We start from the raw sequence: 14,538 nt of genomic DNA, 5'->3' as shown, positions 1-14,538 counted from the left end.
ACCCCCCATCACTCATCACCCACCAGCCACCAGCCACCAGCCACCAGCCACCAGCCACCAGCCACCAGCCACCGCTAACGAGCAACGAGCGACGAGGCGACCGCAGGCGGGGAAGTCGCGGACAAGCAGTCGCCGATGGGCAATTACAGACGGACAGTCACAACCAAGAAGCCACAAGCAGAAGCCTCAAACGGGCAGTCACAGACAGGAGTCGAATGCAGACGGCCACAATGGCAGACGGCCGCCACAAAGAAAGAGCCGCGGGATCGCGGTCGGTCAGGACGCGGCGTGGGAGGCGGCGAGCAGCAGTCGTGCCGTGTCGTCGGGGTCGAGGGAGAGGGCGCGGCCGACCGTCTCCAAGACGGCGCGCTCGGCCGGGCAGTAGGCGCCGTCGGCCAGGGCGATGCGGGCGCCCTGGAGCAGGATGCTTTCACGGCCCGCGGGGGCCAGGTGGGGGGCTAACGGCTCCAGCGCCTCGTGCAGTTCGATGGCGAGTGCCGTGCTCGGGTCGCCCAGGCCGAAGGCGAGGGCGTCCTCGTCGCCCTGGATGCCGGGCAGCCGTCCGGTGTCGGCGGCCAATGCGGCGATCAGGTCGAGTAGTTGTTCTTCGTCGCAGTCCGCGTACCCGGCGGCGCGCACCGCGCCGACCGCTGCCTGGCGCACCGGGCGCGCCTCGGTGCCGCCGGCGGCGAGGACAGCGAGTGCGACGGTGTGCACGGCGTCCCTGAGCATGGCCGACAGCCGGGTGGTGGTGGGGTGGTCGAGGGCTTCGGTGCCGTAGCGGGAGCGGCAGGCCGAGCATTCGACGACCGGTGCCACGGGCCCGCGCGGCAGCAGGGGCAGGCCGAGCACGACGACTCTGCGACGTCCCGTACGCCGGCGGTAGTTGCGGTCGCCGCCGCATTCGGTGCAGAAGAACTCGCCGTCGCCGACCGTGCGCCAACTAGTGCGTACGCCGATGACGCACAGGCTCCGTTCGCGTGTCTCTCGCGCGTACATCGCGTGGCACCTCCCTGACGCTTCGCATCGCTCCGTTGCGTTGCTTCACCACGCCTCTGCACTTTTGTTACACATCTGCAAGCAGAGCCGCCGCCTCGACGTGATGTTAGCCACATCTGAGACGCGGCGTCAGTACCCCGTACGGAGACAACTGTTGTTACTCCCCGGAGCGTCCCGCGGGCGTGGCGTCATCCTCGGGTGCCTCGCCTGCCGAAACGGCGGGGTGGGCTCCGCCGCGGTGCGGGGCGCGGGGCCGGGAATCGGCCGAGAATTCCCACGTACCGGCGAGGGCAGTGAGCTTCGCGCCCCCGCCGGCCAGGCCGACCCCACCCAGCCGCACCCCACTGCGCGCCGGCGCGCGCACCCCGAGCCGCCCCGCTCCAAGTCACCCTGTTCCAACGCCCCGCCCCGGGCCCCCTACCGCACAGCACCACGCCCACCGCACCACGCCCACGACGCGCCACCACCCGGCACGTCCCCCGACCACGTACCGCCCGAAAACCCCGAAAACAACGCGTCCCCGGCCGGAATCCAGCCCGGTCGGGGACGCGGAGTGTGGTCAGCGGGCCGCGCGGTTGACGGCCGAGACGACCGCCTTGAGCGAGGCGCGCGTGGTGTTGGCGTCGATGCCGATGCCCCACAGGACCTTTCCGTCGATGGCGCACTCGATGTAGGAGGCGGCCTGGGCGCTGGCGCCCTCGCTCATCGTGTGCTCCTGGTAGTCCAGCAGGCGTACGTCGATGCCGATGGACTGGAGTGCGTGGAAGAACGCGGAGATGGGGCCGTTGCCCGAGCCGGTGAGCGCGGTCGGGGTGCCGTCCACGACCGCCTCGACGGTCAGCGTGTCGGTGCCGTCCTTGTCGGTCGTGCTCTGGCCGTTGCGGAGTTGGATGCGGCCCCACGGGCGCTGGTCGGAGCCGGGCTCGGTGGGCAGGTACTCGTCCTGGAAGACGGCCCAGATCTGGTCCGGGGTGACCTCGCCGCCCTCGGCGTCGGTCTTGGTCTGGATGATCTTCGAGAACTCGATCTGCATCCGGCGCGGCAGATCCAGTTTGTGGTCGTTCTTCAGGACGTAAGCGACGCCGCCCTTGCCGGACTGCGAGTTGACCCGGATGACCGCCTCGTACGAGCGGCCCACGTCCTTGGGGTCGATGGGCAGGTACGGGACCTCCCAGACCAGGTCGTCCACCGTGGTGCCGCGCTCGGCCGCGGTGGCCTCCATGGCCTCGAAGCCCTTCTTGATGGCGTCCTGGTGGGAGCCGGAGAAGGCGGTGTAGACGAGGTCGCCCGCGTACGGGTGGCGGGGGTGGACCTCCATCTGGTTGCAGTACTCGGCGGTCCTGCGGACCTCGTCGATCTGCGAGAAGTCGATCTGCGGGTCCACGCCCTGGCTGAACAGGTTCATGCCGAGGGTCACCAGGTCCACGTTGCCGGTCCGCTCGCCCTGGCCGAACAGGCAGCCCTCCACCCGGTCCGCGCCCGCCATGACGGCCAGTTCGGCGGCGGCGACGGCGGTGCCGCGGTCGTTGTGCGGATGGGTGGACAGGCAGATGTACGCGCGCCGGGACAGGTTGCGGCTCATCCACTCGAAGCGGTCGGCGTGCGTGCTGGGCGTGGAGCGTTCGACCGTGGCGGGCAGGTTGAGGATGATCTCGCGGCCGTCCTCGGGTTGCCAGACGTCCATGACGCCCTCGCAGACCTCCAGCGCGAAGTCCAGTTCGGTGTCGGTGAAGATCTCCGGGCTGTACTGGTAGCCGAAGACGGTGTCGTCGCCGAGGATCTTCTCGGCGTACTCGACGACCAGCCGGGTGCCGTCCACCGCGATCTGCTTGACCTGCTCGCGGCTGCCGCGGAAGACCACCCGGCGGAAGACCGGCGCGGTCGCGTTGTACAGGTGCACGGTGGCGCGGTGGGCGCCGCGCAGCGACTCCACGGTGCGTTCGATCAGCTCTTCGCGGCCCTGGGTGAGGACGGAGATCGTCACGTCATCGGGGATCGCGTCCTCCTCGATGATCGAGCGGACGAAGTCGAAGTCGGTCTGCCCCGATGAGGGGAAGCCGACCTCGATCTCCTTGTAGCCCATGCGCACCAGCAGGTCGAACATCTCCCGCTTACGGGCCGGCGACATGGGGTCGATCAGCGCCTGGTTGCCGTCCCGCAGGTCGGTGGAGAGCCAGCGGGGGGCGGCCGTGATGCGCCGCTCCGGCCAGGTCCGGTCGGGGATGTCCACGGCCTCGTACGGGCGGTAGCGGTGGACGGGCAGGGCGGACGGCTGCTGGGTGCGGGTGGCGGCGGTCAGCGGGGTGGGGCGGCCGACGGGGCGCGGGGCGCCGGCGGGCCGGTCACCCGCTGCGGCGCTGGCGGGGGCGGTGCTGGTCGCGGCGTGCGGCGGGTTCGATGCGTTCGACATGGTGCGCGGGGCTCCTCGGGGTCCGCTGGGGCCGGCCGACGGGGCGGAACGTCCGCATCACCGAACTCCGCGGGGAGGGGGTCGGCCTACGACTACAGGCCCTCGCCGCGGCAGCTAAGGAGAAGCAGCCCAAAACGCATGATGTGGAGCAGCGTAACCGAGCAGCGAGAGAATGCCGTACCCCGTATCACTATGCGGGATGGTGGGCCGTCACACGCCCGCCGGGGTCAACCACTCGTTTTTGGTAATCCCCTCGGCCAGTCATGACAGCGCCCGGGGCCGGTGCCACATTGCCTCCCATGGACGACTCACGCACCCACCAGCACCGGTCCCCCGCCGCACCGGCGGGCGCACCCCCCACCGACCGTCCGGCCGCACAGCGGTCCGACCGACCGGCCGCAGCTCGGGCCGGCGTCTTCTGCACCATCGTCCCGCCGCACGTCCTGGACAAGCTGGCCAGGGCGGAGGACCCGGCGCTCCACGAGCCGGCCCGCCGCACCCTGGAGCGGGACGCCCTCCAGCGGACCAGGCGGCGCATCACCACGGTGCGCGGCGTGCGCGCCACGGCGACCGGCCGGCAGCCGTCCGACCAGCCGCAGCGGACCATCTACGACGCCGGCAACCGGGAGGAGCTGCCCGGCGAGCAGGTCCGCGCCGAGGGCGAGGAGCCCGGCAGGGACGCCAGCGTCAACCGCGCCTACGCGGGGCTCGGCGCCACCTTCGACCTGTACCTGAAGGTCTACGGCCGCAGCTCGATCGACGGCAGCGGGCTGCCGCTGGACGCCACCGTGCACTACGGCCAGGACTACGGGAACGCGTTCTGGGACGGCGAACGCATGGTCTTCGGCGACGGTGACGGCGAGGTCTTCCGCGACTTCACGCTGCCGCTCGACGTCATCGGCCACGAACTCACGCACGGCGTCACCCAGTACACGGCCAATCTGGAGTACTTCAGCCAGTCGGGCGCGCTCAACGAGTCGATCTCGGACGTCTTCGGCTCGCTGATCAAGCAGTACGCGCTGGGACAGACCGCCGACCAGGCCGATTGGCTGATCGGGGCCGAGCTGCTGACCGACCGGGTCACCGGGGTGGCGCTGCGTTCGATGAAGGCGCCGGGCACCGCGTACGACGATGACGTGCTCGGCAAGGACCCGCAGCCGGCGACGATGGACGACTACGTGCGCACCGGCGACGACAACGGCGGTGTGCACATCAACTCGGGCATCCCCAACCACGCCTTCTACCTGGCCGCGACCGATCTCGGCGGCCCGGCCTGGGAGCGTGCGGGGCAGGTCTGGTACGACGTGCTGACCGGCGGCGAACTCGCGTCGGACGCCGACTTCGCGGACTTCGCGCGGCTGACGCTGGCCGCCGCCGAGTCCCGGTTCGGGGCGGGCGACGAACAGCGGGCTCTGGAGAAGGCCTGGTCGCGGGTGGGCGTGCCGACCGGCGCCTGAGACGCTCGGGCGCGGGCGGACCCGGGCCGGGGGGGCCCGCGCCGCCCCCCCCCCCCCCCCCCCCCGGGGGGCCCCCCCCCCCCCCGACACGAGCGTGCAGAGACAACCGGACACCGGGCGTCCGGGATGCGCCTGCACCTCTTTAGATGCAGGCGCGCCTTACATGCATAGACAATAGTTGCAGACGCGGGCTAATGCAAGAGCAATCATCGGCGAAGCGTCCACACCCCGCTGACCAGGCACAACGACCGCTCACGGGCATCGGCCACCGCCCGGAACGGGCCCGGCGGCCCGCTTCGACCGCTCCGGGGAGGGCCCGAGCCCCTGCCTCAGCCGGCACCAGAAGGGGCCGCGACCGCCCCAGGCGCTGCGCCCGCCTCTTCCCTTAACAGGGTCGTCGGCAGTGGACCCATCGGTGGGTGACGGTGGCCATGGTGGTGACGGTGGCCATGGTGGTGACGGTGTGGCCTGTGAGGCAGGGCGTGCGTCTCAAGACGGCTGGGCCGCGGGCGGCGGCTGCACGCCGTGCCCCAGCACCATGTGCACCTGCATGGCATCGACGACCTGCGCCACGGCCGGGGCCGGATGCGCATGCAACGCGTCATCCAGCAGCCCCTTCAACCGGGAGCACGGCAGGCAATCCACGGGCCGCACGGCCCCGCCCGGCGACATGGCCACGTTCAACAGTTCCTCGATGGAGGGCAGCTCCCGCACGCCCGCCCCCTCCGCAACGGCCGGCGGGCCCTGCGGCGGCCCGGCCTCCGCGAGGTCAGCGGCGGCCCCCGTCGCCGAGTCCGCCGCGCGCTCCGTCACCGGCGTCCAGAGTCCGAACGTACGCGGTTCGTGCTTTTCGCAGATACCGGCCGCCCGGTCCATTGCCTGCGCCAACACCCACCGCGCGAGCCTGTCGCCTTCCCGACCGGAAAGGATGAGCCGAGCACTCAGCTCACACGCCTCGACCAATTCGGTCTGCACGAGACGGGGAAACCAGGTCCACGCAACGCTCTCCTGCATGGCACACACCAACCACGGAATATCCGCTATCGCCCGCCCCCGATACTCACCCTCATCGAAACGCACGAGCCCAGCAATACGACGCAACTCTTGAGCGAAGCTCATTTCAGGCATGGGTGGGTTCACCTCATCGAACCAAGGCATGGGTCAGATTGGGACCCGCCCCCCGCAAGGCCGCATGCGCATGGGGGCACGCAGGGCTACACCTGCGAGGAGCGGGGGTTTACGGAACGGCGCCCTGCCCCGCCGCTCACTCCGCGCGGGCCGCCGGGCCGCTCGATCCGTCTGGTCAGCGAAAGGGCCGTACGAAGCCGACCGGACGGGCAGGCAGGCTTGGGCCGGAGCTACGGGCAGGGATTTCTCATTGCCGCACTCGTACGGGGCCGGGGCAGCGCGTCGAAAAGGCGGGCGCTGGGATAAGTCGAGCGATTCCGCGGGGGCGGACGTCAGGCGACGCGGAGGGGCCAGCGCGGGTTGGTGGCGGAGTCGAGCCAGAGAGTGTGTTCGCCTTCGGGGGTCACGGTCAGGCCGTAGCGGTCCAGGCCCGGCCGGCCTTGTTCCACCCATTCGTTGAGCAGGGCTGCCCGCTCATTCCACAGCTCTCGGGGCCCGTCGTGATCGAGGCGCGCCAACCGAACGTCGAGCATGGTGATGCGGGCCCATGACTGGGTGGCCGGGTCGTGGATGCAGTGCACCTGGCGTTCGGCGGAGTCGATGTAGGAGAAATTGACCACGGAAGGTTGGAGAAGGGCACTGAGGAACTGCGGGATGCCGCCGTTCAAGTCCGCGGGGACTTCGACGGTGCGGCCCTTGCCCTGTGCGGTGGTGAATTGTGCAGTGAGTTGCTGCGCGGTGGTGCTCACCACGTCCGGCGCGTCGCGAGCGGTCATGAACGAGGCGGGGTAGGCGTGGAATCGCCCCCGGGCAGTGTGGTCCTCGGCGACGAGCAGGCGGGCGATGCCAAGCCCGACGTTGGCCACGATCAACCCACCGGGCACGACCTGTTGGCACCAGGCTGCGGGAATGCGCCCGACGCCGAAGGTGGCGATCAGCCGATCGTAAGGGGCGTGATCGAGCAGACCGTTCCGTCCGTCACCGGCGGTCATGGTGGGGAAATAACCGAGTCCGTGTACGCGGGTGGCTGCGGCGCGGACCAATTCGGGGTCGATGTCGAGGGAGAAGACCTGGCCGGGGTCGAGCCGGTGGCACAGGAGCGCGGCGTTGTAACCGGTTCCGAGCCCCACTTCCAGCACCTTGTGATGGGACTCGACGTCCAGCGATTCGAGCATGCTGGCCATGAGCCAGGGCTGGGTGGAAGAACTGGTGGCCGTTCCGGCCGCGTCGAACTGGGTGAGCAGGGAGGCGTCCGAATAGATCACCGCCAAGCGGTTCGGGTCGTCCTCGGCGTAGAGGTGCTTGCGGCCCTTGGCGCGCACGGTGAATTCGGCAGGTACGAAGGCTTCCCGCGGAATCTCGGCAAAGGCCGAGCGCCAACCTTCGGTACGCAGCGCTCCTTGGCTGGTGAGTCGTTCGACCATGATGCGGCGCAGGTCTGCGGTGGAGGGCGGTGCGGTGGTCATGGTGTGGGTCGCTCCAGAAGGTCGGCGATGGCGTGGGTGATGCGTTCGCGGAGAAACGGGACGAAGGCCCACTGGCCGTTGGGGTTGACGTCAACGAGGTACCAGTGCCCGTGCTTGTTAACGAGGAAGTCCAGTGCGGCGTAGCGGAGACCGAATTCGTGCATGAGCTTGCGTACGCCGTCGTGGACTTTGTCCGGCACGGAGCATGGGCCGTACGTGAGGCTGTCGCCGAACCAAGGCATGGGTCAGTTTTAGGACCCGCTCCCCGCAGGGCCGCATGCGCGTGGGGGCACGCAGGGCTGCACCTGCGGGGAGCGGGGGTTTACGGAGCGGCGCCCGGCCTCGCCGCTCACTCCAACTGGTCCACGGAGGAGCCGAACAGGTTCAGGGGCCTGGCGGGCTTGGGCCGGAGTTCCGGGCAACGCTCCTTGTTGCCGCACCGGCAGGGGGGCCACTTGAGCACGTCGCCAGGTAGCGGCGAACCGGACTGAGGTGGGTTAACTACCCTATTATCTTTGGGAGTTGCATGGTCTCCCACAGAGTCCGCGGGCAGGGTAACCCCCCTCTTGGGAACCTCAGCTGTGTGGCACGGTGGGGCGTCCACGCGCATGTCGTCCTCTCCGTAGAAGTTGGCTTCAAGCTCAGTCGGCCGGCCGAGGAACCGGTGAGCGGCCCTCCTCTCCCGTGGCGGCGTGGGTACATAGCGTTGTGCGGCGGGGATGCTCATGGCTATGTCGTGGGTATGACTTCTGACTGACCTTTCGAGTGACACGGTGACGCTGCTACGACTTCTGTCCGCCTTCTCACGGAAGTGCGGTTCCGTGAAGTAGCCGAAGTGGTATCCCATGGGAGACAAAGGCTTTTCTTGGAAGGGAACATGGACGAAGCCCAGCGCACTCTGATGTTTCAGCTCGCCACTGAACGAGGCATCCGCCCTTACCGGGCCTTCACTGCGGCGTACACGGGCGTCGCTCAGCAACTACAGGGGGAAGGTCGTGAAGTAGCACCGCCTCCGGGGGCGCGACACTACGAACGCCTGTTACGTGTCGGGGGCGTCAAGACAGCACCACACGGCCCTACCGCTTGCGTGTTAGAACGCCTCTTTCAGCGGCCTATCGCGGCACTGCTTCGCCCGGCCATCAGCGAATCGATGGTCGGGCAGGACTGCTCCGCTTGTGCCCCCACATCGCCCGTGATCTACGAAAGTGACATGCTGATGACCGCTCGGGACGCTGCTTCGCACTCCGGCGAAACAGCCGCGCTGCGTGTGGACGAACTGACCCTCGAACAACTCCAGGACGATCTGATACAGCTAGCCCGCCGGTACGGGCACAGGCCCCCGGCCGAAGTATTCCAAGAAGCTCGAAACCTGCTTCAGCAAGCGCAAGTGAACCTTGAACGTACGCGGTGCCCAGGCCAACACACCGACCTCTACTATGCCGCCGCACAGGCGAGCGTGCTCTTAGCCTCTACCTCTTTCGACATGGGAGGGCTGAGGCCGGCGGTTTCTTTCGCAAGGTCTGCCGCGCAATACGGCAAGACGATTGGGCACGGTCCGATTCAGGCGTACGCCTATGGGACGTTGGCGCTCATGGCGTTCTGGGACGGGCGGCCCAGTGACGCCGTGCGGTTTGCGAACACAGCCCAGGGATTTGGGGGGTTGGGGGACACTGCTCTTCGCCGGCTGTACAGCATTGAAGCCCGCGCACACGGCCACCTCCGTGACAGCACCCAGGCGCGGCGCTTCATCGTGGCAACGCAGGAACAGACCAGTGGCCGACGAGATGAGTTGCACGACGATATCAGCGGCCAGTTTGGATTCGATGAGGCTCGTATCGCCATGAGCCACGCCACGACCTGCCTACTCCTACGAGATGCTGAGGGAGCGGAGCGGTTCGCCACGCAGGCTCTTAGGCTTCTCCAGGACCGCCCGGAATCAGAGGCACCAATTGTGGTGTCAGGGCCGGCAGCCATCGACCTTGCCCGCGCACGGCTGATGAGTGGCCAGGTGGAAGGCGCACAAGAAGCACTAGAACCCGTCCTTCAAGTTCCGGCTAGTTGGCGCAGTTCAGTCATGGTGGAACGGATGGCTGCCGCTCGCATCGAACTGACGAGCCCCGATTTCCGGGGCTCGTCGGCTGCGTTGTCTCTGGCCGCGCAGATCGAAGAGTTCAGCGCCTTGTCCCCGGGCCGGCTCGGCTCCCAGAGCACCCTAGCCATCGAAGCCTGATCACGCCCGGCTGAGCTCCGCCAGAATTTGGCTCTCTTTCTCCGGAGTGATTCCGTGTTTGGCCCACCGCGGGTGCTCCACTGGTACGCCTCCCTCACGAAGCCACGTCCACGTGTCATTCACGGTCTCGGACAGCGGACGACACACCAGCCCAGCTTCCTGTGCCCGCGTTGACTCGATGTTCCACACACCCGGATGGGTTCGCCACAGAGGCAGCTCTGTCCACTGCTGGACACCGTGGTCCAGCAGTATGCGATCGGGCGCCCACACCAGTTGTGCTCCCCCGCCGGTGGCGAGCACGCAGGCGGTGAGGAATCCGCTCATCGTCTCCCGACCGATGGGCGCGACACAGTTGTACGCGCCGCCGTGGCCGGCAACGGCCCGGTCGAGCGCGAAGGTCGCCACATCCCGTACGTCGACGGGCTGAATGGACTTGTCCGGGGCGCCCGGCGCAAGCATCTGACCGCCGCGGGTGGACCGCCGCAGCCACCACGGGAGCCGGCCGACATATTCGCCGGGGCCGAGGATGACGCCCGGTCGCAAGATCGCCGTGCGGTCCTCACCGAAGGCCGCGCGGGCGGCGCGCTCGGCGCCCGCCTTTTGTCGGCCGTAGTACCAGTCCGGGCCGTCCCAACCCTCCGGAAGTCGACCGTATTCGGCGTCCGCATCTGGCGGGCCGTCGAGGAGTTCCGAGTCCTCGGTAAGGGCCTCGCTCGGCCAACCGCGATAGGCGTTCACCGTCGAGACGTACACGTACCGCCCAGCAACCGGCTCCAAGGCGCGAGAGCCGGCGAGAACATCACGCGGAGCCAGCTCGGAAGCGGAAGTGTCCACTACGCCGTCCCAGGGCCCTTCACCCGCCAACCGCGCCAGATCAGCGCCTACGGTCCGGTCTCCGCGGACCGTTTGGGCCTCCGCGGGCGCGACACCGGAACGCCCCCGATTGAAGACCGTCGCTTCCCACCCGCGGTCTATCGCGGCCTGTGCGACTGCCCGGCCAAGAAACCAACTCCCGCCCAGCACAAGAATCCTCATGACAGCGATCCTGCCGTGCCGCCCAGCAGGAGGAAAGACCAGCTTCCGGGTAGCGCCTTCCCCGCGCCCTCGCCTGCCGCAAGGGGCTCCGGTCGCGCGTCCACCGAGCCCCGGTCTTGCCCGTGGGTGACAAGGGCCGAATTATGCCTTCGGCCCGTAGGCTGTCACGTCGAAGTCCGCAGGTGCCTTCACCAGTGGCCAATTCGCCAAGCAGACAGATCGGTCTGAACTCAGACGGTGAGGGATGCTCGGGCCATGGATGACCTGATCACGCGAGCCACAACCGGCGACGAGCGTCGCAGGGGCCCCGTCGTTGCCGTCCTCCCTGTCGGGAGCTTTGAACAGCATGGCGAGCATCTACCGCTGATCACCGATACGGCGATCGCCTGTCTGATAGCCCGCCGCGTAGCTGACGACCACGGCCTCTTCCTCCTGCCGCCCATCACGATCGCCTGTTCCCACGAACACGCCCCGATGCCAGGGACCGTGAGCATCAGCGCGACGACTCTGTACGCGATGGTCAACGACATCTGGCAGTCGCTCAAGGCGTCCGGCGTACCCGGCCTGATCGTCGTCAATGGGCACGGAGGCAACTACGTACTGTCCAACGTCGTTCAGGAACTCAACGTCGCCGGCCCACGGGTCGCACTCTTCCCCGTCCCCGAGGACCGCGACCAAGCCCGATCCGACGCGGGCTTGGAGAGCAGTGGCGCCGAGGACATGCACGGGGGTGAATTCGAAGTCTCGCTCCTCCTGCACGGCGCACCGAACCTCGTCCACGACGGCATCGAAGAAGACGACCACTCCGCCCCGAACCGGCCGTTCTTGCTCACCCTCGGCATGGCCGAATACACCACCAATGGCGTGATCGGTCAGCCATCACTCGCCACCCCCGCCAAGGGCAAGGCATTGCTCGACAGCCTCTCCCAATCGGCCGGCGCCCATCTCCAAGCGATCACCACGAACGTCGCCGGGCGCGATTCGTAGCCCTGGGGATGCGGGCCGCGGCCCGTATCGCCGGGCAAGGGATGTCGAGTTGGCCCGGAACTCCACCACCCTCGAAGAAGTGCGCGCCATCATCAACTCAACGCACTCCACAGACCCCCACATCCAAGAATGGGCAGAAAGGGCCGAAGCATGGAAATGAAGCTGTACTCGCACGCAGATGCCGCCCGCATTCGGGAGATGATTCTCGACCTGCACGACGCCGTGTACGGCGAAGAAGGCGACACGTTCCACTCGCGTGAGCGTTTCGGTGAGTTCTACGACCACTGGAGCGGCAAGGACGAGTGGTCCTGTGCGGTCAGCTTCACCGATGGCACCCCGGTCGGTTTCGCGTACGGCTCGCCCTTCGGCCCCGGCGGGTGGTGGAAAGGGTCCGAGCGACCCGCCGCGGTGGAGCCGGATGCCACGGTCTTCGGGTTCTCAGAGCTGCTGGTCATGCAGGAAGCCCGGAAGACCGGCATCTCGGGCCGCCTGCACGACGCCGTCGTCAGCAGCCGCGGCAACGACGTCGCGACGCTCCTCGTGGACACGGCGCACCCCAAGGTGCAGGCACTCTACGAGAGTTGGGGGTACGCGAAGGCCGATGAGCAGAAGCCGTTCGATGACTCGCCGGTCTTCGCCGTGCTGGTCAAGCGGCTGCGCGGCTAGCACCTGCCGGTGGTCGCCTGCCGGTGGTCTTCTGTCGGTGATTTTCTGTCGGTGGTTCCACCGCAAACCCCCGACTCGGCGTTTCGCCCGCCCGGGCCCCGGCACCGCCAGACAGCAGCGCGCCGGAGCGGACGGGGGGGGGGGGGGCCCCCCCCCCCCGGGGGGGGGGGGGGGGGGGGCCCCCCCCGGGGGGGGGGCGGCCCCCCCCCCCCCCCCCCCCCCCCCCGGGCGGGGGGGGGGGCGGGGGGGGGGGGCCCCCCCCCCGGGGGGGGGGGGGGGGGGGGGGCCCGCCGCCCGGAGTCGTCCGTCAGCTCCCCTCGCCAGCGAGGTCCCCTTCGAGCCGGGCCGTCCTGCGCCGCGGCCCCCGCTCGGGCCGCACGAGCGCCGGGTGCGGTTCGGTGTAGAACTGGCTGGCCCAGCGGCGGAACGGCATGATCGGGCCGTCGCCCTTCGCCAGGCGCGGGCGTTCCAGGTAGACCTTGTGCTCCCAGATCGGGACGTCCTCGCTGGTGTCGCGCCAAGCCGCCCGCACGTACGCGCGCGCGATGGTCGGGGCCAGGCGGTGGGCCAGGCGGTTCTCGAAGCGCAGGGCCACCGAGGAACGGATCTCCACCCGCAGTGGGTCCACGGGCGTGATGCAGAACCATGCCCGGGCGCGGAAGCCGCCGAACTGTTCGCTGTCGATCTGGGCCCGGACCACCCCAAGGCCCTGAATGAGCACCTTCGAGGCGGGGGTGGTGGAGGCCACCTTGAAGCGGGAGCGCTCGGAACGCAGCCGGGTGACGGTCTGGAGCCGCTCGGCCTCGAACGTGGGCTCCTCGATGACCTCAAGAGCGTATCCGTGGATCGGGTAGAAGTGGCCGTAGTCCACGATGTTCTCGACGACCTCCTGCGGGTGGTCCAACCGCACGTGCCGGCCGCAGTACGGCTTGGCGAAGCCCGCCGGGGGCAGCGGCTCGATCTCCCACGAGGGCGGCTCGCCCTGAGAGTGGCGCCAGACGAAGATCATGTCGTCCAACTCCCGGCACTCCACCGCCGTCAGCCGGGCCTTGGGGGGCGGGGTGCCGTACCCGGTGGCCACGCATCTGCCCTGGTCGTCGAAGCGGAAGTGGTGGAAGGGGCAGACGAGTTCCTCGCCGTCCACCCGTCCGCCGTGTCCCAGGTGGGCGCCCAGGTGCGGGCAGTAAGGACCGATGGCCCGCAGTCGCCCGCCGCGGGTCCGGTAGAGCACCACGTCAGCGCCGGCCAGGCGCCGGGTGACCACTTTGCCGGGCGGCACCTCGTCGCTGGTCGCCACGGCGAACCAGCCGTCCGGGTACGGCAGCCGCGGTTCCTGCTGCACCTGTGCCAACGGGGAAACCGTCCGGTCCTGTCGCGAACCGCCCCCACCACGCAGCGCCATATGCGTCCTTTCGTCACCCTCCGACATCTGTCGGTGGTCACTGCCCAGCGCGTTGGCGTGCACGCCGGGCGGGCGGAGCGCCTTGACGACTCGAAGAGCGCGCAAGGGTGCGCACGATGATGTGACGATCCGTATGCGCTGCCCCGGACGGGTGATGAACTGCTGCGCGACGTGCGCCCGTCCCTGGACGCGCGCCCGTCCCGGGGCTGGGCCCTCGTGGGAAGGTGCCTGCCCGCCGGTGGTGGCTCAGCCCGCCCCCGTACCCCCCACGCCTCCCCCGGCCCCCTCCGCCCCCGCCGCAAACAGCTCCACCAGCGCGTCCACCAGCTCCCGGTCCCGCTCCTGCGTCAGGCGGGCGCGGGCGGCCGGGGGTGGGAGCCAGATGAGGCGGTCCACCTCTCGGTTGGGGACGAACGGGTCGTCCAGAGCCTCCGCCGCCCAGTAGCGGACTTCCTTGGGGCGGCCGGCCACCTCGTAGTGGGCGCTGGGCAGGGGTGCGCCGGGGATGCAGTCCATGCCCGTCTCCTCGGCCACCTCGCGCAGGGCGCCGCGCAGCGCGTCCTCGCCCCGCTTGAGCTTGCCTTTTGGATATGACCAGTCGTTATAACGCGGTCTGTGGACGAGGGCGATCTCGCGGCCGGGCCCGTGCGGCGAGCGGCGCCACAGGACGCAGCCCGCCGCGCGGATCGGGGACTGCGGCGCGGCGGGGGCGGACCGGTCGGCCGCGCCACGTCCACGGGGCGTACCGGGTGCCCGGG

The 14,538-nt window shown here is 69.2% G+C and carries 12 protein-coding genes; 4 read left to right on the top strand and 8 right to left on the bottom strand.

Annotated features, from left to right (window positions below):
• Window positions 1-276: 276 nt before the first annotated feature.
• Together AAHZ94_RS14250 and leuA are read right to left on the bottom strand one after the other, a co-directional pair.
• The gene (locus AAHZ94_RS14250) at window positions 277-999 is read right to left on the bottom strand and encodes a TerB family tellurite resistance protein (RefSeq protein WP_349993237.1); all 723 of its coding nucleotides are present in this window, start codon (window positions 997-999) and stop codon (window positions 277-279) included.
• 559 nt (window positions 1,000-1,558) lie between these two features.
• Window positions 1,559-3,409 carry a 2-isopropylmalate synthase gene (leuA, locus tag AAHZ94_RS14245; protein WP_349993236.1) on the bottom strand — a complete coding sequence of 617 codons (1,851 nt, stop codon included), beginning with the start codon at window positions 3,407-3,409 and terminating at the stop codon, window positions 1,559-1,561.
• A 299-nt stretch (window positions 3,410-3,708) separates the two neighbouring features.
• Between leuA and AAHZ94_RS14240 the strand changes: the two genes are divergently transcribed.
• On the top strand, window positions 3,709-4,866 hold the full coding sequence (locus tag AAHZ94_RS14240) for a M4 family metallopeptidase (RefSeq protein WP_349993235.1): 1,158 nt from the start codon (window positions 3,709-3,711) through the stop codon (window positions 4,864-4,866).
• 489 nt (window positions 4,867-5,355) lie between these two features.
• Here the strand turns inward: AAHZ94_RS14240 and AAHZ94_RS14235 are convergent, their stop codons facing one another.
• The 3 genes from AAHZ94_RS14235 to AAHZ94_RS14225 form a co-directional block, all read right to left on the bottom strand.
• A complete protein-coding gene (locus AAHZ94_RS14235) occupies window positions 5,356-6,024 on the bottom strand; it encodes a hypothetical protein (RefSeq protein WP_349993234.1) in 669 nt (222 codons plus the stop codon).
• A 302-nt stretch (window positions 6,025-6,326) separates the two neighbouring features.
• A complete protein-coding gene (locus AAHZ94_RS14230) occupies window positions 6,327-7,460 on the bottom strand; it encodes a methyltransferase domain-containing protein (protein ID WP_349993233.1) in 1,134 nt (377 codons plus the stop codon).
• Complete coding sequence (locus AAHZ94_RS14225) at window positions 7,457-7,702, bottom strand: MvdC/MvdD family ATP grasp protein (RefSeq protein WP_349993232.1); 246 nt, start codon at window positions 7,700-7,702, stop codon at window positions 7,457-7,459. Before AAHZ94_RS14225 ends, AAHZ94_RS14230 begins: the two co-directional genes overlap by 4 nt.
• A 968-nt stretch (window positions 7,703-8,670) precedes the next feature.
• On the opposite strand from AAHZ94_RS14225, the gene AAHZ94_RS14220 reads away from it, so the two are divergent.
• Complete coding sequence (locus AAHZ94_RS14220; protein WP_349993231.1) at window positions 8,671-9,690, top strand: NsdA family TPR-like regulatory protein; 1,020 nt, start codon at window positions 8,671-8,673, stop codon at window positions 9,688-9,690.
• On the opposite strand, the gene AAHZ94_RS14215 is transcribed toward AAHZ94_RS14220, so the two are convergent.
• Window positions 9,691-10,725: an NAD-dependent epimerase/dehydratase family protein gene (locus AAHZ94_RS14215; protein WP_349993230.1), complete on the bottom strand. Its 1,035-nt coding sequence runs from the start codon at window positions 10,723-10,725 to the stop codon at window positions 9,691-9,693.
• Between the two features lie 255 nt (window positions 10,726-10,980).
• Between AAHZ94_RS14215 and AAHZ94_RS14210 the strand changes: the two genes are divergently transcribed.
• Both AAHZ94_RS14210 and AAHZ94_RS14205 read left to right on the top strand, forming a co-directional pair.
• Window positions 10,981-11,712 carry a creatininase family protein gene (locus tag AAHZ94_RS14210; RefSeq protein ID WP_349993229.1) on the top strand — a complete coding sequence of 244 codons (732 nt, stop codon included), beginning with the start codon at window positions 10,981-10,983 and terminating at the stop codon, window positions 11,710-11,712.
• A 150-nt stretch (window positions 11,713-11,862) separates the two neighbouring features.
• A complete protein-coding gene (locus AAHZ94_RS14205) occupies window positions 11,863-12,378 on the top strand; it encodes a GNAT family N-acetyltransferase (RefSeq protein ID WP_349993228.1) in 516 nt (171 codons plus the stop codon).
• 307 nt (window positions 12,379-12,685) lie between these two features.
• On the opposite strand, the gene AAHZ94_RS14200 is transcribed toward AAHZ94_RS14205, so the two are convergent.
• Both AAHZ94_RS14200 and AAHZ94_RS14195 read right to left on the bottom strand, forming a co-directional pair.
• Entirely contained in the window at window positions 12,686-13,885 is a 1,200-nt protein-coding gene (locus tag AAHZ94_RS14200) for an aromatic ring-hydroxylating oxygenase subunit alpha (RefSeq protein WP_349993227.1), read from the bottom strand.
• Between the two features lie 141 nt (window positions 13,886-14,026).
• On the bottom strand, window positions 14,027-14,467 hold the full coding sequence (locus AAHZ94_RS14195) for an NUDIX hydrolase (protein ID WP_349993238.1): 441 nt from the start codon (window positions 14,465-14,467) through the stop codon (window positions 14,027-14,029).
• Window positions 14,468-14,538 lie beyond the last annotated feature (71 nt).

It is taken from the genome of Streptomyces sp. HSW2009 (assembly GCF_040240285.1).
Taxonomy (GTDB): Bacteria; Actinomycetota; Actinomycetes; order Streptomycetales; family Streptomycetaceae; genus Streptomyces.
This window is presented reverse-complemented; position numbering and strand designations above follow the sequence as displayed.

What these genes read in the sequence shown, in the direction of transcription:
- AAHZ94_RS14225 (WP_349993232.1), bottom strand. Translation starts at nt 7,702, where the DNA reads ATGCCTTGGTTCGGCGACAGCCTCACGTACGGCCCATGCTCCGTGCCG.
- AAHZ94_RS14250 (WP_349993237.1), bottom strand. Translation starts at nt 999, where the DNA reads ATGTACGCGCGAGAGACACGCGAACGGAGCCTGTGCGTCATCGGCGTA.
- AAHZ94_RS14215 (WP_349993230.1), bottom strand. Translation starts at nt 10,725, where the DNA reads ATGAGGATTCTTGTGCTGGGCGGGAGTTGGTTTCTTGGCCGGGCAGTC.
- AAHZ94_RS14205 (WP_349993228.1), top strand. Translation starts at nt 11,863, where the DNA reads ATGGAAATGAAGCTGTACTCGCACGCAGATGCCGCCCGCATTCGGGAG.
- leuA (WP_349993236.1), bottom strand. Translation starts at nt 3,409, where the DNA reads ATGTCGAACGCATCGAACCCGCCGCACGCCGCGACCAGCACCGCCCCC.
- AAHZ94_RS14235 (WP_349993234.1), bottom strand. Translation starts at nt 6,024, where the DNA reads ATGCCTTGGTTCGATGAGGTGAACCCACCCATGCCTGAAATGAGCTTC.
- AAHZ94_RS14210 (WP_349993229.1), top strand. Translation starts at nt 10,981, where the DNA reads ATGGATGACCTGATCACGCGAGCCACAACCGGCGACGAGCGTCGCAGG.
- AAHZ94_RS14220 (WP_349993231.1), top strand. Translation starts at nt 8,671, where the DNA reads ATGCTGATGACCGCTCGGGACGCTGCTTCGCACTCCGGCGAAACAGCC.
- AAHZ94_RS14240 (WP_349993235.1), top strand. Translation starts at nt 3,709, where the DNA reads ATGGACGACTCACGCACCCACCAGCACCGGTCCCCCGCCGCACCGGCG.
- AAHZ94_RS14230 (WP_349993233.1), bottom strand. Translation starts at nt 7,460, where the DNA reads ATGACCACCGCACCGCCCTCCACCGCAGACCTGCGCCGCATCATGGTC.